Raw genomic sequence first — 23,263 nt, forward strand, 5'->3', positions numbered from 1 at the left:
CCTTTCATGGATAATGACCAGGGCGACAACATGGAGAGATTTTACCTTGTCTACAGAGACAAAAACGAAGCGGAAGCGACAGACCAAAGCGGAACAAAGAGCCGAGTCAATTGAGCAAATTCTCGATACGGCGGAATATCTCTTTTCGAAGCGCGGATTCTATGGGGTTACGTTGAAAGACGTCGCGAAAGGCGTCGGCGTGCACCATACGCTGCTGAATTACTATTTTGCGGACAAGAAGGCGCTCTTTGACGCTGTCTTCGATCGTCGCGCGCCGGTGTCGAGCGCGCGCAGGATGATGGCGCTGGATGAATACGAAAAAGATGCAAAGGGAAAGCCGACAGTGGAAGGCGCGCTTGGCGTTTTCCTTGATACGGATTTCGATCTTTATATCGAAGGCGGGGACGAATGGAAAAATGGTCTCGCCCTGACGGCGCAGGTCGCGAACTCGCCTGAATGGGGCCCTGAAATCATGGGGAACTATTTCGACCCTGTGGTTCTGCGCCTGATTGAAATTCTGAAAAAAGCGCTCCCCGATTGTCCGGAAGAGGATATCTTCTGGGGATACCATTTTGTCTCCGGCGCGCTGATGCTGACGCTTGCGCGCACCGGCCGGATCGACAGGTTATCGGACGGGTTATGCAAGTCTGATGATTTTGAGGCCGTCAGGCAGAGGATGGCGCGCTTCATGACCGCTGGTTTTCACGCTATCTGCGAAGAGCGGGCGCGGGAAAGAGGCTGATTTATCTGTGTAGAACGCGGTAACGGGCTGTTTTATCGCGTTTAATACATTAACTCACGAGAGGGCGAATGTCTGCTGTCAGTAAAATGGAATTTGGGGACCTGGTTGCGATTGTGACGGGGGCCGGGGGAGGCCTTGGCCGTCGCCACGCGCTGGAATTAGCGCGTTACGGCGCGAAAGTGATGGTGAACGATCTGGATGAAAACAATGCGGAGCAAGTCGCCGCCGAAATTCGCGAACAGGGCGGCGAAGCGATTTCTTTTGCTGCGTCGGTCACCGACGAAGATCGCATTGCGGCTTTGGTTGCGCAGACGATGGAGCAGTGGGGCCGGATTGATATTCTTGTGAACAATGCAGGCATCCTGCGCGATAAAAGTTTCGCCAAAATGTCGCTCGATGACTTCCGTCTTGTTGTTGATGTTCATCTCATGGGCGCGGTGATCTGCACCAAAGCTGTGTGGGAGATCATGCGCACGCAGCGCTACGGCCGGATCGTCATGACAACATCGTCTTCCGGTCTCTACGGAAATTTCGGACAGGCGAATTATGGCGCAGCGAAAATGGCGCTTGTCGGCTTGATGCAGACGCTCGCTATCGAAGGCGAGAAATACGACATTCGCGTTAATTGCCTCGCGCCGACGGCGGCGACGCAAATGACCGGTGATGTGCTCTCGAAAGAAGCGCTGGAACGTCTCGATCCCGGGCTGGTGAGTCCCGGCATCGTCGCCCTGACGGCGGAACAGGCGCCGACCCGCGCGATTCTTTGCGCCGGCGCCGGTCATTTCGCCGCCGCCCATATAACGCTGACGGAGGGCGCCTTCATCGGCGGCGGTGGGGATGTGGCCGAGCGCATCGCTGGAAAATGGGATCAGATCACCGACCGGACCAACGAGGTCGCGCCGAAGGCTGGCTTTACTCAAGGCCAGCGTGAGCTGGAAAGCGCTGGCGGAGGCGTATCCATGACTGGCTAGCGCCAAGCGGCGTCGTGTCACCACGACGATATAATAAATTAGCGCATTTCGCGCCAAATAAATCACCGAAGCCGGCGCAAGACCGGTGAGGGTGTAAAATGATGGAGAGAAACGCCGATGGCTGTCGAGGAAAATGCGACGTCCACTACGCATGGGCTGAAGCAAAGCGAGGTCAAGGTCATTCTGGCGGCGTCGCTCGGCACGATGTTCGAGTGGTATGACTTTTATCTGTACGGACTTCTAGCCAGTTACATCTCCGTGCAGTTCTTTTCCGGCGTTAATGAAACGACGGCGTTCATTCTGGCGCTCGCGGCCTTCGCCGCCGGGTTCGCCATTCGTCCTTTCGGGGCCATTGTCTTCGGACGCATCGGCGATGTCGTTGGGCGAAAAAACACATTCCTTGTAACGATGGGCTTGATGGGTCTGTCCACCTTCGCGGTGGGTTTCCTGCCCAGCTATGGCGCCATCGGCATTGCCGCGCCAATCATCCTCGTCGTGCTGCGGTTGTTACAGGGGCTCGCCGTTGGCGGTGAATATGGCGGCGCCGCCACCTATGTCGCCGAACATGCGCCGGAAGGAAAGCGCGGGTTTTTCACAAGCTTCATCCAGACGACCGCGACTATTGGCCTGTTTGCCGCCTTGCTGCTGGTGATCGGTTTGCGCTCGGTGATGGGCGAGGAAGCCTTTGCATCATGGGGCTGGCGCATTCCCTTCCTGCTTTCAATTTTCCTGCTCGGGATCTCGCTCTGGATACGCTTGCAGCTCGCTGAAAGTCCGATCTTTCAGAAAATGAAAGATGAAGGCGCCACCTCGAAAGCGCCGTTGTCTGAAGCGTTCGGGCGCTGGTCCAACCTCAAATATGTGCTGATCGCGCTTCTGGGAGGCGTCGCCGGACAGGCGGTGATCGGCTATACCGGTCAATTCTACACGCTGTTCTATCTGGAACGGATCGCGGATGTTGATCCGGCGACATCGAACATTCTTCTGGTGATCGCGCTGATTATTTCGACGCCGACATTCGTGTTTTTTGGTTGGCTCAGCGACAGGATCGGGCGCAAGAAAATCATCATGACCGCCTGCATCATGGCGGCGCTCACATTGTTTCCGTTATTCAAGGCGCTGACCAATGCGGCCAACCCCGATCTGGCGCGCGCGGTGCAGGACGCGCCCGTCACCGTCGTCGCCAATGGCGATGAGTGTTCGTTCCAGTTCGACCCGATCGGAAAGAATACGTTCGACAAGACAAGTTGCGACATCACCAAGGCTTATCTGGCGCGCAACGGAATCAACTATTCAAATGTCAACGCGTCCGCCGGGACGCTCGCCGAAGTGCGCATTGGGCAGACTGTCATCACTGCGCCCGATCCGTCGGGCCATGACGAAGCCGGCCTTGCTGCGGAGATAGCGGCGTTTCAAGGCGAAGTCGGTGACCGATTAGTTGCGGCAGGTTATCCGAGCGAGGCGGACCCGGACAAAATCAACCGGCCGCTGGTCATCGCGATCATCGTTGCGATTATGCTGATGGTGACGGCGGCTTACGCCCCTTTGGCGGCGATGTTGGTTGAATTATTTCCGGCGCGCATTCGCTACACATCGATGTCGCTTCCCTATCATATCGGCAATGGCTGGTTTGGCGGCTTCCTGCCGACGACCGCCTTCGCCATGGTCGCGGCGACTGGCAATATCTATTACGGCTTGTGGTATCCGGTTTTGATCGCCGGCATGACGGCTGTGGTCGGCATCCTGTTTCTCCCCGAAACGTTCCGGAGGAAGATTGATGACTGAGCCTACGGACGGAAGCGGCGGGAACATGACGACGCGGCGCCGGTTTCTGGCGGCCTCCGCGGCATCGCCGTTGCTTCCCGTCAACGCCGCCGCAATAGCCGCCACATACGATCATGAGCATGCCGCGGTCGCTGAAGACTTACAGCGCTATATCGGTTTTGGCGTCAAACAATCGGGCGGCGCGGGAGATGAAGCCTGCGGCGCCTGGCTTGAATCGGAACTCGCCAGTGCGGGATTTGAAACGGAACGCCAATATTTTTCAGCGCCATGGTTTGAAGCCAGCGAAACGAGGCTTGTCGTTGGCGACGCGCGCGCGCCGCTTTGGCCGCAACCGATTGTGCAGACAACATCGGAAACTGGCGTCACTGCGCCTGTTGTTCGCGTTGATGCTAACGGGCTTTCATCAGCGCCTTTGGACGGCGCCATCGCTTTGGTCGACTTGCCGTTCGGTCGCTGGTCATCGATGTTCTGGCCGCAGCTTCGCAAACCGGTGGAGGCCGCTATTGCGGGCGGCGCCGCAGCCTGCGTCATCGTCACCAATGGTCCGAGCGGAAAGGTCATTGCCCTGAACACGGACGGCCGCAACCCGCTTTACGATATACCGGTGGCGCTTATGGCGCCGGATGACGCGGCGCCTTTTTTCGCGGCGGCGATGACGGGTCAGAAAGGAACGCTGGTTCTGACCGGGCAGGGCGGACGCAGGCAGGCGTTCAATCTTGTCGGGCGATTAAACCGCGGCAAGGGAAAGTGGCTGGTGGTGTCAACGCCGCGTTCGGGCTGGTTTACCTGTGCAGGCGAGCGTGGCGGCGGCATTGCAGCCTGGCTGCATATTGCGCGCTGGGCGAGCCGAGCGGCGCCCGATTACGATCTCGCTTTTGTTTGCAATAGCGGTCACGAATATCAGTATCTGGGCGCCGAGGAACTTCTTCACAGCGTTGCGCCGCCTCCTGAAGAGACGGCGTTCTGGCTTCATCTCGGCGCCAATCTCGCCTCGCGCGACTGGCACGATACCGTCGGGTCGCGACGCCCATTGCCCGGAACGGATTCCCAACGCTATCTCGTGGTCAGTCCTGAGCTTGTCGCCATGGCGCAAACGGAATTCGCAGGGCTCGCCGGTCTTGAGGCACCTTACGCCAGCGACACGCTGTCAGCGGGGGAGCTGACCAATATAATAGAGGCGGGCTATGCGCCTGTCGCTGGAATCTTTGGCGTTCACCGTTTCCATCATGTCGAAGATGACGATGCGCGTTGCGTTTCTGCAGAATCTGTTGCGCAGACGACGACGGCGTTTCAGCGTCTGCTACAGCACGTCCTTTAGGAGGAAACAGTATGTTGGATATGAAAGTCACGACAGACGTTTTGCGCATTATGCTGGCTTGCGCAGCCTTTCTTCCTTTCAGCGCTTGCGCCCGTTCGGGAGCCGGCGAACCTATCATCCAGATTGAGCAGGGACGCATTCAAGGGGAGCGCGAAGGAGCGCTGAATGTTTTCAAAAACATTCCTTTCGCCGCGCCGCCGGTTGGTGATCTGCGATGGCAAGCGCCGCAACCCGCTGCAGTATGGGAAGGAATAAGGGACGCTTCGTCGTTCGGACCAAGCTGCGTGCAACCGGCGCTGCCCGCAACCAGTCTTTATTATGATCCGCCGATTGAGGCCTCCGAGGATTGCCTTTCGCTGAATATCTGGGCGCCGGCAGATGCAAAAAACGCCCCGGTGATTGTATGGATTCATGGCGGTTCCTTGCGTATCGGCGGCGCTGCGGAACCGCTTTATGATGGTTCGGAACTTGCGCGCCGGGGCGTGGTTCTCGTGTCCGTCAACTATCGCCTTGGTCCGCTCGGTTGGCTTGCTCATCCGGAATTGAGCGCGGAATCGCCTAATGGCGTCTCGGGAAATTACGGATTGCTCGATCAGATCGCGGCGCTTGAATGGGTGCGCGACAATATCGCAGAGTTTGGCGGCGATACAGAAAATGTCACCATCATGGGCGAGTCCGCTGGCGCGCTCAGCACCACTTATCTCATGACCAGCCCGTTGGCCGAAGGGCTGTTCCATAAAGTGATCGCACAAAGCACCGGCATTCGCGCAAAGCCGGAATTGTCGCAACCCGCTTATGGAATGCCGTCCGCTGAAACGATTGGCGCCATGGTGGCGGCGGCAATCGGCGCAGAGGATCTGGAGGCGTTGCGCGCAGTAGATGCGCAAAAGATCACAGATGTGGCGACCAAGGCGGGTTTTGTCAGTCAGGGAACCATCGACGGATTGGCGCTCCCGACGCAATTGATCGAAGCTTTTGATGAAGGCAGGCAGGCGAAGACGCCCTTGCTCGCCGGGTTTAACAGCGGGGAGGCGCGCGCCTATCGCGCGTTGCTGCCGCCGGTTCCGGAAAGCGCAGCTGCGTATGAAGCGGCGATCCGGCGGGGTTATGGCGATCTGGCGGATGACTTTCTCAAGGTCTATCCGTCGTCGGACATGGAGGAGTCCATGCTCGCCACCTTGCGCGACGCCATTTTCGGATGGTCTGTCGAACGCATTGTGGACAAGCAAACGCAGTCCGGACAGCCGGCCTTCATGTATATTTTCGATCATTGCTATCCGGCCGCACGGGAACGCGATCTCTGTGCTTTTCACGCCAATGAGCTCCCTTTTGTATTTGGCAAGGTGGGGGATGTGTCCGCCATTCCGCCAAACTGGCCCGTTCCTAAGGGAGATAAAGAAGCCGCGCTCTCATCCGCGATGATGGATTACTGGGTCTCGTTCGCTGCAACGGGAACACCGCAAAGCGCTGGCGGCGCTCAATGGCGCCCATATTCGGAAGATCAGTCCTATATTTTGTTCGGCGAAGAACCGGTCGCTGATCACGACCCGGTGCCTGGCATGTATGAAATGCATGAAGAGTTCGTGCGCCGCCGCCGCGAGGCGGGACAGCAATGGTTTATCAGTGTCGGCATAAACGCGGTTCCCTTATGCGAGGACAAAGCCGACTGTCCGGACTGACGGAGGTCGAACACCCATCCTGTGATGCGTCTTTTGCCGAAAAATGCGTAGGCGATATTCCCTATGTCTGGATAATTACCTTACATATCGAACCATAAGGTGATAATGGGTAGGCCATAATGCCTACCCATGACGAAAAAAGTAGTTCTATAGACCATCTTGACTGCGCGCTTTTGAACGAGCTCCAGGCCGACGGACGGGTGTCTGTTGTTGAGCTCGCAGAGCGTATCAATCTGTCGAAAACGCCCTGTCAGAAACGCCTTCGCCGGCTTGAGCGCGATGGGGTTATTCGCGGCTATCAGGCCGATATTGATCCCGCGAAGATCAATCTCGGCCATTTGGTATTTGTCCAGGTGAAGCTTGAAAGCACGAGGCGGGACTGCCTCGAGCGGTTTAACGCTGCGGCCAAAAAAGTTCCGCAAATTCTGTCCTGCCATATGCTGTCGGGCGGGTATGATTATTTATTGAAGGTGCGGACGAAAGACATGGCTGCCTATCGCACGCTTCTGGGGGATGTCATTGCAGATCTGCCGGGCGTTGCGCAGACGTCGACATTTCCGGTTATGGAGGAGGTCAAGGATAGCTCAGCGCTTGTGATTGTTGAGGAGTAATGCGTCCACCCCTTTGAGTTTATGGCCATTGATGACAGTTGACCCGAATATTTCAGACGTTTCCTGGGTATTGGAATCCAAATTTGAACCGAACAGGCCAAGAGTTGATCTTGTGCCGCGCAATCGGCTTGTCTCGCAGCTTAGTGACGCGGTTAGCAAACGTCTGGCGCTCATTGTTGCGCCGGCAGGATACGGAAAATCTTCTCTCTTGGGTCAGTGGGCGGCTGACGCCGTCGAAAAGGGAATCCGTTATGGCTGGCTGACTCTCGAACAGGGCGAGGCCGACGAAAAACAGTTCCTAGCCTATATTGTGTTGGTCTTATCGCGCGCCGGCATAAAACTGGATGAACTCGTTACTGGCGCTCGCGATGGTTTCGCCGATGCCTCGACCAGTGCTGTTCTGGCAAAACTTGTGCGCTCGCTGAACGATGAAGAAGGTCAGATCGTCCTCATTCTGGAAGACTATCACAGCGCCGAATGCGAAGCCGTCAATGCAATCACCAAACGTCTTATTCGTGACACGCTGTCACAATTTACGATCTTCATCGACACCCGCCGCCAGCCGAATATTGATGCTTTTTCCTTGATTGCTTCCGGGGATGCGATTGAAATCGATGCGCAACAGCTAAGGCTGACTAAAGACGAAACCCTTCTCGCGCTGCGTGATGTGACAGACGAAAATAGTGGCCTTGAGATATACGATCAGACGGAAGGTTGGCCGGTCGCGGTGCAGCTCGCGCGCGTACAAAAGCGGGCCGCGCCTGATGAGCCGATTCTCGCAGGCGTCGATGGCGGGCTCGTCGCCTCCTATCTGACAGAGCAGGTTCTCTCGACTCTGGATGACAATACCCAAGAACTTCTTCTGACGCTTGCTTTTCTGGAGCGGTTCAATCCGGAACTCACCAATTATGTTCTGGATTCCCCAAGCGCATGGGGGCGCATCGATTCCTTATCTTCGTTCGCCGCGCTGATTGTGCCGCTGGACAACAAGGGCGGATGGTATCGGCTGCACCATCTCTTCGCCGAGTATCTTCGCGAGATGCAAATCCGGCAGAGTCATGAAAAGGCAAGCTCGATACAGTTGCGGGCGAGCCATTGGCATGCGGAGAAAAAGCAACTGGTTGAGGCTGTGCGCTATGCGGCCAATGCCGGGGACTATGACGAATGCGAAAAGCTGATCATTGCAGCGGGCGGCTGGAAAATCATACTGCACGATGGAATAGGCGTGTTGCGTAGCGCCTTGCGCCTCCTGCCGGACGATGTTGTTGCATCAAGTGCCCGATTGATGATCGCGCGCGCCTATCTTCATTGCAAATATGGAGAGATCCCGGAGGCGCGCGCCATGCTGGACGCGTCAGAGCTGATCCCTGACAAGCTGCGTCCAAACCTTTGCGATACGGACAGGCTGGTCGTTGAATCGATGATTAATCTTTATGAGGACCGCACATCCTGGACTGAAAATCATTCCCGCATTCGCCGTCAATATTCTGACCCCGCCTGTCTTGATGCGCTGGGCTGGGGAACGATCCGGTGTGAGGAAGTGCTAATCCATCTATCCTGTGCAGAGTTTGATCTGGTCAGCGCCCGCCTGCGGGAAGCATTTTCTTTTATGCGGCAAAGCGCGTCGGTTCTGGGGCTGAATTATTGCTATATCCATGCCGCGCATACGGCTTTTTACAGGGGCGATCTGGCGACGGCCGCAGCGAATGTTGAGCGCGCCGGCAAAATGGCGGATGAAAATTTCGGGTCCGATAGCGGGCTGAAGGCGCTCGCTTCGGTGTTAGGATACACCCTTCGTATCTGGAAAGGCGAATGCGACCGCAGTGAATGGCCGGCTTTCGAGGAAACGCTTTTCCATACGGTCGAGAATGACGGATGGGTGGATATTTACATCACGGGATTGAATGCCGCGATCCTGTTTGCGCGCCAGTGCGGGGACGGTCAGGCGCCATATCGCATCCTTTCAAATATGCGCGCCTTCGCACAACAAAGAAATCTCGACCGGTTGCTGAAGTTTTGCGCCATGCATGAATTCGCCCTGGCGGCGCATCATGGCGATGGGAATATTTTGAGCGCTGCAGCAACCAACGCTGCAAAGCGTTTCCTGCAAGACTATCGTTATGAGGACAACAAGAGAGACTGGCAGTCCTATCTGTTGGCTGCGAGCGTTATCGCAGCGGCAGGCAGCGATGACGAGCCGGACCATCTCGCCCGGGCTGCGGCGTTGGCTGAACATGTCGGATCCGGCGGGTGGGCGCTCTATCTGCAATTGGCGCAATGCGTTCGCCATATCAGGCAAGGCGTAACGGAAGAGGCTAAGCCAGAGCTCATTCGCTTATTGAAAGCTGCGCTCCCGGGGCGTGTGATGGGGCCATTTCTCGGTACTGCAGAGGTTTTAAAATTGCTGCCGGGCCTTCGTTCTGATCTGCATCAAAGAGAAGAAGAGCTGATTACGCTGCAATTTATCCATGAGATTCTTGAGCGCGCGAAAACATTGAATCCTGTACGTGACACAGGTTTGCTGAGCGAGCGGGAATATGAAGTGCTCCAAAAACTGGCGAACGGAATGTCCAATAAAGAAATTGCGCGAGCGCTGGAGCTTACAGAAAATACTGTAAAGTTTCATCTCAAAAGCCTTTTCTCAAAGCTGTCTGTAAACAAACGAACGCAGGCGGTCATTGAAGCGCAGCGTTTGGGGCTGGTTGACTAACGAAAACTTTCTCGCCAAGGCTTCCCTTTTTAAAGAACAGGGAGGCATCGTTGAAAGCCAGGTTTCAAACTGAATGCGGCGAATTCGAAATTCGCTTTTTTCTCGAAGAAGCTCCGAGGACGGCGGGCTACTTTCGCGACCTCATTTCAAAAGGCGCGCTGAATGGCTCAACCTTTTTTCGGATTGTGGGCGCCGAAAACGCGACCCTGAGGAAAGACAATCCCATCGAGGTGATCCAGGGGGGATTGCGTGAGGATGATGCGCAGCCTGTGGCTCCCATTGCGCATGAACCCACGTCGGAAACAGGGTTGACCCACAAGAAATGGACCCTGTCGACAGCGCGCCACAACGCGGGAGAAACATTTGGAAGTTTCTTCATTTGCATGCGCGATGAACCGGAGCTTGATTTTGGCGGGAAGCGCCATCCCGATGGGTTGGGGTTTGCGGCCTTTGGCGAGGTGGTGAGCGGGTTTGAAACGGTGAAGGATATTTTTGCGCGGCGTGAATCTGACGAATACTTGGAAAAACAAATACTTATTACGCGTTGCGAATTGATTTGAGAGTTTGCGTGAGCCATGTCGTCCCTACCTGAATGGGTAGTGTGTCTTCGGCGGCTCACCCGATTTACAAGGGTCTGCAACTCTTTTTTACATTTGTGTGAACCCTCAGAATGCTGACACCTTCGGATCAGTATTACACCAACGGGAGGGGTTCCCAATGACCAGAGCCAATCGAATTTTTCTTGCCGCCTTATTGGGCGGTTCGTCTTTGTCGGCGATAGCGAGCGCGCCCGTGATGGCGCAAAGCGAGCCTATCGTTGGCGAAGACGTCATCGTGGTGATTGGCCGCGGCCGGGAAGAAAATGTTCAGGATGTTCCTATTTCGGAAACAGTTTTCACGGCGCAGTCGATCAAGGATGCGCGCATCGACCAAGTTGACGACTTCTTTGCGCTGACGCCCGGTGTCACCTTTGCAAACGCCCAGGATTCAGGAACGAGCTTTATCACCATCCGCGGCATTTCACAGGTCCGCAACGGCGAAGCGCCCGTTGCGGTTGTCGTCGATGATGTGCTGCAGATCAATTCAAGGTCATTTGACCAGCCTCTGTTCGATGTCGACAGCATTGAAGTTCTGCGCGGTCCCCAGGGCGCGCTTTATGGCCGGAACGCCACAGGCGGCGCCATTATCATCAACACGGCGATGCCGACCGATGAATTTGAAGGCTACGGTCAGGTGAGTTACGGCCGCGGGAATGACTTTCAGGTGGAGGGATCGGTTTCGGGACCGATCGTGCCGGGTCGCCTGCTGGGCCGCATTTCCGCACGCTATTCCGATCGGGATGGCGTCCTCGACAATGTTATTCTCGATGAAAAAGTCGATTACAGCGAAGACATTTCCCTTCGCGGCCATCTTCGGTTCATCGCCAGCGATGCGGTGACGGCGGATTTGCGCGGCTCACTCGTCCGTACCGAAGGCGGCGCGCTGAACTACACCTATCAGCCAGCGGTTGTTGAGAAAACAACAGGTCTTCCGACCGCTTTTGATTTCACTATCGCCGACGCCGATCTGGTTGAACGCGAGTTCACGGCCAACAATCTTGGCGTTGATAAGCGTGATTCAGAGCAGGTTTCATTGCGCATCAATGCGGATCTGGGTTTTGCCACACTCCGCTCGGTGACCGCTTATGATCACATCGAAGAGACGACATTCAGCGATCAGTTTCCCTATACCGCTGCGAGCACCGTCACGCCGGCGCCGCCATTTCCACTGGGTGACGGCATCCAGTCACAACATATCGAGGTTGAGGCGATCAGCCAGGAATTGCGCCTGACATCGCCTGACGATCAGGCATTTCGCTGGATGGTTGGGGCGTATTACGTCGCCACAGATCGTTTCATCAACTCGTCCATCTATGACGATCTTGAGAACGGATTACCGACTGTCTCGAAGCGCATGCCGGTTTTCGATCCTTTGGCGCCGCAAACCAGTTTCATTGCGGATGACAATGACAATGAGGCCTGGGCGCTGTTCTTCAACGCGGCCTATGACGTTACCGATCGTCTCGAGCTGGCTTTTGCGGGTCGTTACGACAAGGACTCGCGCGAGCAGCAGGTGTCCCCTTTGCAGGGCAATTATGTGAACGGCGTCTTCGTGTCTCCGACAGGTGTGCCTGGCTCTCTCAACACAGCGGAATTCGACCTGTTTCAACCGAAAGTCACGGCGCGCTACGCCGCGCTGGATAATCTCAACCTTTACGCATCCTGGGGCAAAGGCTTCCGTTCGGGCCAGTTTAACCAGAACGGCGTCGGCGCCGTTGCTGCAGGTGCGGGCGTCATGGGTGTGTCCGACCTTCTGCCACAGGAAGAAACCTCCACCTATGAGGTCGGCTTTAAGTCAACACTGGCGGACGGTGTGACGCTGAACGCTTCCGGTTACCGCACCAAGGTCGAGAACGCGCCGTATTTCGTGTTCATCGGCGCCGTCAGCGCGCAGGTTCTGGTTCCGGTCGATGAGATCGAGATCTGGGGCGGCGAAGTTGAACTGACGGCTAATCTTTATGACGGCCTCGATTTCTACGCTGGCTTCGGACTGGCGGACAGCGAGATCAACGCCTACACGGTCAATCCGGCGGCCGTTGGCAATTACGCTCCCTACGTTGCGAAAACGACGTTCAACACCGGATTGCAATATCGTACGCCGATTACAAATATGATCGGGATTTTCGGCCGCGTAGATTACGAGCGTCGCGGCGAACAGTTCTGGGATCCTGAAAACACTACAGCCCGCTCGGCGCTGGATCTTGTCAATATTCGCGGCGGTTTCGAGGCGAATGACGGCTCCTGGGCGCTGACGGCGTCCGTCGATAATCTGACCGACGAAGTCTACAACTCTGAATGGGTTCTTGGCGGCTTCGCCAATGCTGGCGTGCCTCGCTTGTGGCGTGTTGATCTGCGGGTCAACTTTTAACACTCCCCCCGGGCGCTCTGCGTTTTATGTGAACGTGGAGCGCCAAACATTTTGGGAGGAGCACCGACGCTATAAAATGAATGAAAGGCCTGGATGACGATGCGCGTTGCAACGGATGTCGGCGGCACATTTACAGATCTTGTCTGCATTGATGATGACGGCATTCGGATCACAAAATCAGATACAACGCCGCCCAATTTCGAAGAGGGCGTCATTAATGTCTTGGAAAAAGGCGAAATAGATCCGGGTCAGATTGACGATTTTGTGCATGGCACCACTGTCGTCATCAACGCGTTATTGTCCCGGCGCGGCGCCAAAACCGGTCTGATCACCACGCGCGGGTTTCGCGATATCTTGGAAATAGCGCGCGGCAACCGGCCCGATCTCTTCAATTTCGCATTCAAAAAACCTGCGCCCTTCGTGCCGCGTTATCTGCGCCATGAAATAACCGAACGGCTGGATTATCTGGGCCGTGTTGTTGAGCCGCTACAGCTCGATGAAATTGAACCCATTCTGGAGGCGCTGAAATCCGAAGGCGTTCAGGCCGTCGCCATTTGTTGCCTCCACGCCTATGTCAATCCTGAGCATGAGCTGGCGATTGAAGCGCGCATCCGCGAATTATGGCCGGAGGTGTCAGTGATTGCGTCGCATAAGGTATGCGGCGAATGGCGTGAATATGAGCGCACCAGCACGGCGGTGCTGTCAGCTTATGTCCATCCGATTGCAAAAGGCTACCTTGCGTCGCTGGACGAAAAGCTGAGTGCGCGCGGACTTTCCGGAAAACCATTGATCATGCGCTCCAATGGCGGCGTCGCGACAGTTGAAGGCGCGCGCAACGATCCGATTTCGATGGTGGAGTCGGGCCCGGCCAGCGGCGTTCTCGGCGCCGCGGCGCTGGGCAAACAGATCGGTGAGCCGAACCTCATCGCGCTTGATATCGGCGGGACCACGGCGAAGACCGCGTTGATAGAAAGCGGCGCGGCGAAAATTACAACGTCCTACAAAATCGAATGGGACCGCACCAATCCCGGTTATCCGATCCGCACGCCGGTGGTCGATCTCGTTGAAATTGGCAATGGCGGCGGCTCTATCGCCTGGGTCGACAAGGGAGGGCGCATGCATGTCGGGCCGCAAAGCGTCGGCTCGCAGCCCGGTCCCGCAGCTTATGGCCGGGGCGGCAAGCATGTAACGACGACTGACGCGAATCTCGTCCTGGGGCGGATCAATCCAAAACTGTTTCTTGGCGGTGAGCAGGAGCCCGACTGGGACAGTATCGATCGCGCCTTTGAGCCGCTTATGGAAGCGCTTGGTGAGACCAAGGAGGACATCGCGCGCGGTGTTATTGGCATCGCCAACGCCAATATGGTCAATGCGCTCAAGCTCGTATCGCTCAACCGGGGATATGATCCGAGAGATTTTGCGCTAATCGCGTTTGGCGGCGGCGGCGCGATGCATGCGGTTGCGCTTGCCGAAGAACTCATGACACCAAAAGTCATCATTCCCGTCAATTCCTCTGTTTTTTCTGCATGGGGAATGTTGATGTGCGACCTGCGCCGGGACTTTCTGAAGACCGACGTGAAAAGCGTTACTTCGAGTGCAGCTGAAGCGATTGAAGCCACTTATGAAGCGATGGAGGCGCAGGCTCGCGAAACCTGTCTCGCCGAAGGCATGCCCGCCGAAGCCATGCGTGTCGAGCGCTTTGCAGACATGCGGTATGCAGGCCAGGAACATACTGTCAAAGTGCCGGCGCCGCATGAGCGGCTCGATCCTGCGGCTTTGACTGAACTCATTTCGGCGTTTCATCAGGAACACATGCGAGAATACACATTTCAGCTCGATAGCGATGTTGAACTTGTGAATTTTCACGTTGTCGTCTTTGCCGATATCGACAAAAAGCCGCTGCCGGCGCTTCCCGTGACGGGGCGTAATGTGTCCGAGGCTCTAAAAGGCGTCCGCAAAATAGACTTCGATGCCGACGGCGTTCACGACACGAACGAATACGCCTTGTCTCTGATCGAGCCGGGCATGGCGATTGCCGGCCCCGCTGTGCTGGAAGACCCGACAGCCACCATTGTCATCTCTCCGGGTAAACGCGCGGAAATGGACGCTTATGGCAACATCCATATCCAGATGAGGACGTCATGAACGATCACAAGACGGACAAGTTTAGCCAGGAGATCATCAAGAACGCGTTGGTGGCTATCGGCGATGAGATGTTTGAGGCCATGGCGCGCTCCAGCATGAGTCCCATCATCTATGAAGTGCTGGATTATTCAGTCGGACTGACGACGAAAGACGGCGACCTGATCGCACAGGGCAATGGAACCACCGTTTTCCTCGGCATGATCGATGCGCTGGTGAAAGAAATCATTGAGAAGTTTGGCGCCAAGGGTGACATCAAACCGGGCGACGTTTTTATCAGCAACGATCCTTATTACGGCACGCATCTTTCCGATGTGGCGCTCGCCAAGCCGATTTTCCATCAAGGCGCGCTTGTGGGTTTTGCTGTCAATAAGGCGCACTGGGTCGATGTCGGCGGCATGGCGCCCGGGAGTTTCACGCCCGCCTCAACCGAGATCTATCAGGAGGGTCTGCAGATCCCGACCATGAAGGTCGTGGATGAGGGTAAGGTTCTGCAGCCGATCCTCGATCTGATTTCCGCGAATATCCGCATGCCGAAAGAGTCGCTTGGCGACTTCTGGGCGGGTGTTGCGGCCAACAATGTCGGTGCGGAACGCCTCGTCATGCTCTATGAAAAATATGGCGCCGAGGCGATGACGACGGCGATGGAGGGGCTGCTCGATTATGGCGAGGCCATGATTGCAGAGGAGCTGACAAAACTTCCGAAAGGCGTTTTCGAAGCGGAAGACTGGATTGACGACGATGGTCAGGGCGAAGACCCCCTGCGGGTTTGCGTGCGCATCGAGATCAGTGACGAGACCTTCAAGGTTGATTTCACCGGGTCAGCGCCGCAGGCGCTGGGGCCGATCAATCACGGCCGCACCGCGCTCGTCGCTGCGGTTCGCACCATTTTCAAGGCGCTGACCAATCCGCAAATCCCGTCGAACGGTGGCTGCTTTCGCGCGCTCGAAATTATCTGTCCCGACCGGACGGTTTTCACCGCAGAGCGCCCGGCGCCTGTCTCCACCTATTGGGAGACGATGCTTTACGCCGAGGATTTGATCTGGAAAGCGATGGCGGAGCATTTACCCGATCGCTTAAGCGCGGGGCATGTTTTGTCGGTCTGTGCGTTTATTCTTTCGGCCAAGCATCCGGAAACAGATGAAGATGTTATCCTGGTGCAGCCATTGGTTGGCGGCTGGGGCGCCATGAGCGACCGCGATGGACTGAACGGCCAGTTTTCCATCGCTGACGGTGAGACCTACAATATTCCAGTTGAGATCCAGGAAGCCCGTTACGGCGTTCGCATCAACCAATATGCGCTTCACAATGAAGATGGCGGAGAAGGCAAATTCCGCGGCGGAAAAGGCGTCTATCTGGACTACGAAATCCTGTGCGATCAGGCGCATTTCAGCGGCAGTTTCGGCCGCTTCAAATTTCCGCCCTGGGGCGCGGCAGGCGGCGCCAAAGGCTCCTCCAACTATGTCGAATTGATCCGCAAAGACGGCTCAAAGGATACAAGAGAAGTCTATGGCAAGCCTTCCCGCGTACAGATGAGGAAAGGCGACATCGTTCGCTGCGTCACTGCGACGGGCGGTGGTTGGGGCGATCCCCATGAGCGTTCCGAAGCAGAGATCGCAGACGATCTCAAAAACGATTTCATTACAAAAGAACAAGCGGCGCGTTTTTACAAACGTCCATACGCGGCTGAGTAGGGAAGGTATTTGCGGGCATGACCAAGATTCGAGCGGCCTCGGATGTCGGCGGGACTTTCACCGATCTCGTTTATTTCAATATCGACGAGCAGACCGGCGAAGTCCGCTCCGTTGAAACGGAAAAAGCGCACACAACCCCTCCCAATTTTGAAAAAGGGGTGGCCGACGCCTTCACCAAGGCCGGGGTGTCGCTGGAGGATGTTGAATTCTTCGCCCATGGCACCACGGTGGTCATCAATGCGCTGATGGAGCGCAAGGGCGTGAAAACCGCCCTGATTACGACAGAAGGCTTTCGCGATATTCTCGAAATCGCCCGCGGCAATAGGCCCGACTTTTTCAATTTGAAATATCAGAAACCGGAACCGTTTATTCCGCGTTATCTGCGCCGTGAAGTTGTTGAGCGTATGAATTACAAGGGCGATATCCTGACGCCGCTGGACCTGTCCGGGATCGATCCGATCATTGACGAGTTCAAGAAAGAAGGCGTTGAGGCGATCGCTGTCTGCCTGCTGCACAGCTACGCCAATCCGGTTCACGAGATTGAAATAGCCCAACATATTCGAAAGCTCTGGCCGGACGTATCCGTCGTCGCCTCGCATGAGATTTCGCGGGAGTGGCGGGAATATGAACGCACGAATACCGCTGCTGTGTGCGCCTATGTGCAACCAACCACGGAGCAATATCTCGGCAAGCTCGAAAAACGTTTGCAGGAAGACGCGTTCAAGGGCGTGTTCTATGTGATGCAGTCCAATGGCGGTATTGATACGGTAGCCGCGACAAAGAAAACGCCAATTTCCATCGTTGAATCCGGACCGGCGAGCGGGGTGCTTGGCGCTGCGGCGCTCGGCGAAGCGTTGGGCATTAAAAATATCATTGCATTCGATATCGGCGGGACGACGGCGAAATGTTCGCTCATCGATAATGGCGAAGTGTCGGTCACGAGCCAGTACATGATCGAGCGCAGCGAAAAATCCGCAGGCTATCCGATCATGACGCCAGTGGTGGATATCGTTGAGATCGGCAATGGCGGCGGCTCGATCGGTTGGGTAGACGAGCACGGAAAAATGCATGTGGGCCCCCAAAGCGCTGGCGCGGCGCCGGGGCCGGTCGCCTACGGCAAGGGCGGCGTCGAGCCCACTACTACTGACGCAAATCTCATGATGCGCCGGATAAATCCGAATTACTTTATCGGCGGTGAAATTGAGGCGGACATGGCTTCGGTTGAAGCGGCCTTTGCGAAGCTGGGCGCCAGGCTTGGTTTGTCCGCACAGGAAGCGGCGCGCGGTGTGGTCCGGATCGCCAATAACAATATGACGAATGCGCTGAAGCTGGTGTCGATCAACCGCGGCTATGATCCGCGCGATTTCACCATGGTGGCGTTTGGCGGGGGCGGCGCCATGCATGCGACGGCGCTTGCAGCGGAGCTGAACATTCCAAAGGTCATCATACCTGCCCATTCCGCCGTGTTTTCCGCCTGGGGCATGCTGATGTCTGATCTGCGCCGAGATTATATACGCACGCTGCCATGCCTTTTTGTTCCGTCGACGGCGCCGCTGGTCAGCGACACTTTTGCAGAGATGGAGCGTGAAGCGATCGCAGCCTACAAGGCGGAAGGCATCGCCGATGACCGCATCCTTCTCGAACGCGCCCTATCCATGCGCTATCAGGGGCAGGAGCATTCGGTTCGTGTGCCGGTAGGCGCGAGCGCGCTGACGGAAAACGATATCGCGTCCATTATCGAAGACTTTAAGGCCGCCTATGAGCGCGAATACACCTACAGGCTCGATAACGCTGTTGAGGTCGTCAATTTTTCTATTGTGGCCTATGCGAATGTCGACCGTCCGGCGCTTGCTGTTATCGAAGAGGGGCCGGATGCGGAAAAGGCCCTTAAAGGCAGCCGCAGGGTCGATTTTGACAAGGAAGGCACGCTCGATACGGCGATCTATGACCGCAAGCTGCTTGGGCGCGGCGCCGACATTTCCGGTCCGGCGATTATTGAGGAAGCCGGCTCCACGACCGTGGTGTTCCCGGGCCAGCGCGTCACTGTCGATGATTACGGCAATTTACATATAGATATTTAGGGCGAATGATTATGTCTTCAGCCGCAGAAAAACTGTCCGCCGAGTTTGATCCGATCACGATCGAAATCATTCAGAGCTCGCTATCGGCGATCACGGATGAGATGTTCGCCACCATGCGGCGCACCGCCATGAGTTCGATCATTTACGAAGTGCTCGATTTTGGCGTCGCTCTGTTCAATGAACGTGGCGAGTTGGCGAGTTCAGGATCGGGCATTCCGGGGTTTATCGGCATGCTGGAGCCGGGCGTCGCGGCGATCACCAAAAAATTTGACGCTGACGATATTCGCGACGGCGATATCTTCATGTTGAACATTCCCCATCATGGCGGCGTCAGTCACATCAATGATGTTGTGATGATCTTGCCTGTGTTCTCCCATGGGGCGCTGATTGGCTGGCTCGCCAACAAGGCCCACTGGGTCGATCTGGGGGGGGCGTTCCCAGGCGGCATTAGTCCGGACGCCACGGAAATCTATCAGGAAGGCCTCCAGCTTCCCGGGATCAAGGTCATTGATCGCGGCGAGGTCAATCAGGCGGTGCTGGACATTATTCTAATAAACTCCCGCGTTCCGGAAACCACTAAGGGTGATTTCTGGGCCGGCGTCGCCTCCATGCGTGCGGGCCAGAAGCGGTTTCTCAGCCTTGCCGAAAAATATGGCGATGACGCGGTGCGTTACGCCATGACGGACTATCTTGCGCTTGGCGAGAAAATCGCCCGCGCCGCCATGGCTGACTTACCAAAAGGCGCCTTCACCGCTGAAGAAACCCTGGAAGACGGCCGGGTGATCAAGGCGGCGATCACCATCACCGACGATACGTTCAGCGTTGATCTTCGCGGCAATCCCGCACAAACCAAGACATCGCTGAACTCGTCACGGGATGCGACCTTTGTCGACTGCCAGATGATTTTCAAGGCGATCACAAGCCCGGAAACCTTTGGCAATGCCGGCTCCTTTCGTCCGATCGAGCTGCTGACGGATGAAGGGTCGATCTTCGACGCCAAATATCCGGCGGCGATGAGCATCTATTACGAAACAAGCATGCTGCTTTTCGATCTTTTGTGGAAAGCGCTCGCGCAAGCCATGCCCAATCGATTGACGGCCGGGCATTATGCTTCGATCTGCGGCACCTTTATGGGCGGGCCCCATCCGGAAACTGGTCATGTACATGGCATTGTTGAGCCGCAACTCGGCGGATGGGGCGCGTCGAAGGAGCATGACGGCGTTAATGCGCTTTATACCGGCTATCACGGTGATACGTTCAACGTGCCGGTCGAAGTGACCGAGCAGCGCAACGGGTTGATGGTCGACCGTCTCGCCCTGAATGAAGCGAGCGGGGGAGAGGGCGAGCGTATCGGCGGCAAGGGCATCCTGCTGGATTATCGAATTCTCGCCGAAGACTGGTGGCTGACCATGGCCTATACGCGCTCCGAGACCGGACCATGGGGACTGGAAGGCGGCTTGCAAGGCTCAACCAATTATGTGGAAGTCGTCAAGGCGAATAGCGAGCCCGTGCGCTATTCGGCCTGCACGGCGATACCGCTGGGCGTCAATGATGTGGTGAAAGTTTACACTGCGACGGGCGGAGGCTATGGCGATCCGAAAAAACGGTCTCGGGAAAAGGTTCTTGAAGACATCAAGAACGGGTATGTTTCCAAAGAGCGAGCAAAAGAAATTTACGGTGTTGACGGCTGAAAGGCCGTGAACCTGAAACGGGAACAATAGCCATGGCGACTGCGCTGATCAAAAATGCGCGAATCCTCGACACGTCTAAGGAGGATGCGAGCGATCCATCTGACATCTACGTCGAGACCGGACAGATACGCGAAATCACCCGCGCCGGCGGCGTCAGCGTATCAAGCGATGTTGTGATCGATGCGGGCGGCCGGTTTGCTCTACCCGGTCTGATCGATTGTCATGCGCATCCATTTCTCGCCGATACAAATCTTGCACGCCTTAACGAAGTTCCACTGACGCTGATGACGGCGCGCGCGGGTAACATCCTGCGCAATATGTTGATGCGCGGGTTCACCACAATCCGCGACGCCGCGGGCGGCGATTGGGGAATTAAACAGGCCGTAGAAGAAGATGAGGTCATCGGCCCGCGGATGTTTATTGCCGGGCGGGCCCTGTCTCAAACAGGCGGGCATGGCGACAGCCGACGTAAAACCGAAGATTCGCATCCCTGCCGCTGCGCTGATGCGCTCGCAATAACCGGCGTGATCGCCGATGGTCTGGATGAAGTCAGAAAGGCGGTTCGCGAAGAACTTCGTCTGGGCGCAGACCAAATCAAGATTTTCGTTTCAGGCGGTGTCTCCTCGCCGCATGATCCGCTGGAATGCGATCAATATTCTCCGGAAGAAATCCGCGTGATCGTTGAGGAAGCGACTCGCCGGAACACCTATGTGATGGCGCACGCTTATGGCGCTAGCGCCATTAAAATTGCGTTGGAGCAGGGCGTTCGCACCATCGAGCACGGCAACCTTATTGATGAGGAGGCCGCCGCGCTGGCTGCGCAAAAGGGCGCTTATGTTGTGCCGACCCTCGTCACCTATACGGTGTTGGAAGAAGAAGGCCGCAAACATGGCTGGAGCAGCGCCATGCTGGACAAGCTTGCGGTTGTGAAAGAGGCGGGCCTCGCCAGCGTCGATATCTGTAAAAAAGCCGGTGTGAAGCTGGGTCTTGGCACTGACCTGTTGGGCGATTCATTTGACCATCAGTCACGGGAGTTTTTGATTCGCGCAGAAATCGAAACGCCGCGCGAAGTCCTACATTCGGCCACCCGTATCAATGCGGAAATTCTCAACAGGACCGGCCAGCTTGGCGAAATCTCGGCGGGAGCGATTGCGGATATCCTTCTTCTCGAGCGCAACCCGTTCGACGATCTTGGCGTGTTGCAGGATCAGGGTGCGCATATGCCGCTGATCATGAAGCGCGGCCAGGTTTACAAAAATACGCTTCAGTAACAGGGCAGGCCATGTACGGCGCGGATGCGAAAGAAACAGTGACGACGCGTCCGGTCGGCGAATGGTTCGAGGATATGCCGGTGACGCGCGCCCACTGGGCAGCGGGGCTTGTCCTGTTTTTCGCCTTCGCCATTGAAGCCTGGGAGATGATGATCATCATTCTCTCGTCGGGCGCGATAGGGGCCGGGTTCAATGCAGACGCAAAAGCGGTTGGCGGCCTGATCAGCGCGATTTTTCTGGGCATGATTCCGGGCTCTCTGGTCTGGGGCAAACTGGCGAACACGCTAGGCCGCAAAAAGAGCCTGCTGGTCAGCATCGGCCTTTATGGAATATTCCCCATATTGAGCGCGCTGGCGCCGTCGATCGAAATATTGTGGTGGGTCCGGTTTCTCGCCGGGTTTGTCCTGTCCGGGGCGCTGGTCGTTACCTTTCCTCTGTTTACGGAATTGCTGCCGGTGAAAACCCGCGGGCGCGGTACGGTCTTCCTGTCCGCCGGATGGCCGGTGGGCACCTTACTGGCGATCGGCGTCACCGCGCTTTTCACCGACGCCGGCTGGCGCTGGACGCTTGGCTTCAGTGCGATCGTGTCGCTCTGGGTGATCCCGATTTATTTTTTCGTTCCCGAATCCGCCTATTGGCTTGTCGAGCGCGGGCGCAAGGTCGATGCGGCCCGCGTCCTTGAGAAGCTTTCGGGAAAAAGCTTCGCAGCCGATGCGCTGACGACCTCGTCAGCGAGCGGTGTTCAAACACCCTTTATCGGCATTTTCCGCCGCGGCGTCATGCGCATTACGATCCTCAATACGGTGATCAATTTTTGTTTCTCCTGGGGCTATTGGGGCATGACCTCCTGGTTGCCGTCGCTGCTTGCAAGAAAAGGATTGAGCGCGCCGGAAGGGCTCGGATTTATTGCGCTCTCCGCGCTTTTCATGTTCCCCGGCTATATATCCGCAAGTTATTTGACCGGAATTTACGGGCGCAAAAAAATAATGGCCGCCTATGTCGGCCTTGCAACCATAGCCGGGTCCGGTTTCGCCAGCGCCAATTCCATGGTTCAGCTTTACGCTTGGAATTTCATGCTGTCCTTCTTCAGTCTCGGCGCCTGGGGCGTCTGGAACACATGGATGGGTGAAATCTATGACACCGCCAATCGCGGCGCCGGTGTGGCGTGGGGCGTCATGTTGCAACGTGTGGCGAACACGATTGCGCCGGTTGCTATCGGTGCGATTCTCGTCTCGGGAACCTTCACCGGCACCGTCGCCTTCATCTCCGTGTTTCTAGCCGTCACCGCAGTCGCGTCGCTTTTCCTGCCGGAGACGGAAGGCAAAAGCCTGACCTGATCTTGCAGGACCAGCCTCAGTCCTGCGGCGGGTCATCGCCTGCGGTTGAGTTGAAACCGCTCCGATAAAACCCGGCCGCCGGTATCAAGGCTCTGAACGCGAGTGGCTGCTCGCGAGGTATCTATATCTCTATCGCCTGGAAAATGGCTCCCCTTCGTGAATGCGTATCGAACTTTGTGTCGGGCGCCGAAGCCTGAATTTCGGGCGCTTTTGCAGGAAATCGGCGCTTCTTAAGCCGCCCAGTTTTCATGTTTCGTGCGATCT

At 56.5% G+C, this 23,263-nt stretch carries 15 protein-coding genes; all 15 read left to right on the top strand.

Annotation, left to right across the window (positions count from 1 at the left end):
• Positions 1-46: 46 nt before the first annotated feature.
• The 15 genes from ACFOOP_RS10765 (at position 47) to ACFOOP_RS10835 (ending at position 22,999) form a co-directional block, all read left to right on the top strand.
• Entirely contained in the window at positions 47-742 is a 696-nt protein-coding gene (locus tag ACFOOP_RS10765) for a TetR/AcrR family transcriptional regulator (protein WP_379880957.1), read from the top strand.
• A gap of 68 nt (positions 743-810) precedes the next feature.
• Entirely contained in the window at positions 811-1,713 is a 903-nt protein-coding gene (locus ACFOOP_RS10770; protein WP_379880958.1) for an SDR family NAD(P)-dependent oxidoreductase, read from the top strand.
• A 117-nt stretch (positions 1,714-1,830) separates the two neighbouring features.
• Positions 1,831-3,498, top strand: a complete 1,668-nt coding sequence (locus tag ACFOOP_RS10775) for an MFS transporter (protein WP_379880960.1) — start codon at positions 1,831-1,833, stop codon at positions 3,496-3,498.
• Entirely contained in the window at positions 3,491-4,816 is a 1,326-nt protein-coding gene (locus ACFOOP_RS10780) for a hypothetical protein (protein ID WP_379880961.1), read from the top strand. Before ACFOOP_RS10775 ends, ACFOOP_RS10780 begins: the two co-directional genes overlap by 8 nt.
• Before the next feature lie 11 nt (positions 4,817-4,827).
• Positions 4,828-6,495 (top strand): carboxylesterase/lipase family protein, encoded by a 1,668-nt coding sequence (locus ACFOOP_RS10785; protein WP_379880962.1) that lies wholly within the window; start codon positions 4,828-4,830, stop codon positions 6,493-6,495.
• Between the two features lie 119 nt (positions 6,496-6,614).
• Positions 6,615-7,106: an Lrp/AsnC family transcriptional regulator gene (locus ACFOOP_RS10790; RefSeq protein ID WP_379880963.1), complete on the top strand. Its 492-nt coding sequence runs from the start codon at positions 6,615-6,617 to the stop codon at positions 7,104-7,106.
• A gap of 112 nt (positions 7,107-7,218) precedes the next feature.
• Positions 7,219-9,816, top strand: coding sequence for a winged helix-turn-helix domain-containing protein (locus ACFOOP_RS10795; protein WP_379880964.1), 2,598 nt, complete (start codon positions 7,219-7,221; stop codon positions 9,814-9,816).
• Positions 9,817-9,866: 50 nt separating this feature from the next.
• The gene (locus ACFOOP_RS10800; protein WP_379880965.1) at positions 9,867-10,376 is read left to right on the top strand and encodes a peptidylprolyl isomerase; all 510 of its coding nucleotides are present in this window, start codon (positions 9,867-9,869) and stop codon (positions 10,374-10,376) included.
• Between the two features lie 157 nt (positions 10,377-10,533).
• On the top strand, positions 10,534-12,783 hold the full coding sequence (locus tag ACFOOP_RS10805) for a TonB-dependent receptor (RefSeq protein ID WP_379880966.1): 2,250 nt from the start codon (positions 10,534-10,536) through the stop codon (positions 12,781-12,783).
• Between the two features lie 93 nt (positions 12,784-12,876).
• Positions 12,877-14,928 (top strand): hydantoinase/oxoprolinase family protein, encoded by a 2,052-nt coding sequence (locus tag ACFOOP_RS10810; RefSeq protein ID WP_379880967.1) that lies wholly within the window; start codon positions 12,877-12,879, stop codon positions 14,926-14,928.
• On the top strand, positions 14,925-16,619 hold the full coding sequence (locus ACFOOP_RS10815) for a hydantoinase B/oxoprolinase family protein (protein ID WP_379880968.1): 1,695 nt from the start codon (positions 14,925-14,927) through the stop codon (positions 16,617-16,619). Before ACFOOP_RS10810 ends, ACFOOP_RS10815 begins: the two co-directional genes overlap by 4 nt.
• Before the next feature lie 17 nt (positions 16,620-16,636).
• A complete protein-coding gene (locus tag ACFOOP_RS10820; protein ID WP_379880969.1) occupies positions 16,637-18,700 on the top strand; it encodes a hydantoinase/oxoprolinase family protein in 2,064 nt (687 codons plus the stop codon).
• A gap of 11 nt (positions 18,701-18,711) precedes the next feature.
• Positions 18,712-20,391, top strand: coding sequence for a hydantoinase B/oxoprolinase family protein (locus ACFOOP_RS10825; protein WP_379880970.1), 1,680 nt, complete (start codon positions 18,712-18,714; stop codon positions 20,389-20,391).
• Between the two features lie 32 nt (positions 20,392-20,423).
• Positions 20,424-21,662 carry a metal-dependent hydrolase family protein gene (locus tag ACFOOP_RS10830; protein WP_379880971.1) on the top strand — a complete coding sequence of 413 codons (1,239 nt, stop codon included), beginning with the start codon at positions 20,424-20,426 and terminating at the stop codon, positions 21,660-21,662.
• Between the two features lie 11 nt (positions 21,663-21,673).
• Positions 21,674-22,999 (top strand): MFS transporter, encoded by a 1,326-nt coding sequence (locus ACFOOP_RS10835; protein WP_379880972.1) that lies wholly within the window; start codon positions 21,674-21,676, stop codon positions 22,997-22,999.
• Positions 23,000-23,263 lie beyond the last annotated feature (264 nt).

The organism is Hyphococcus aureus (genome assembly GCF_042643165.1).
Lineage (GTDB): Bacteria > Pseudomonadota > Alphaproteobacteria > Caulobacterales > Parvularculaceae > Hyphococcus > Hyphococcus aureus.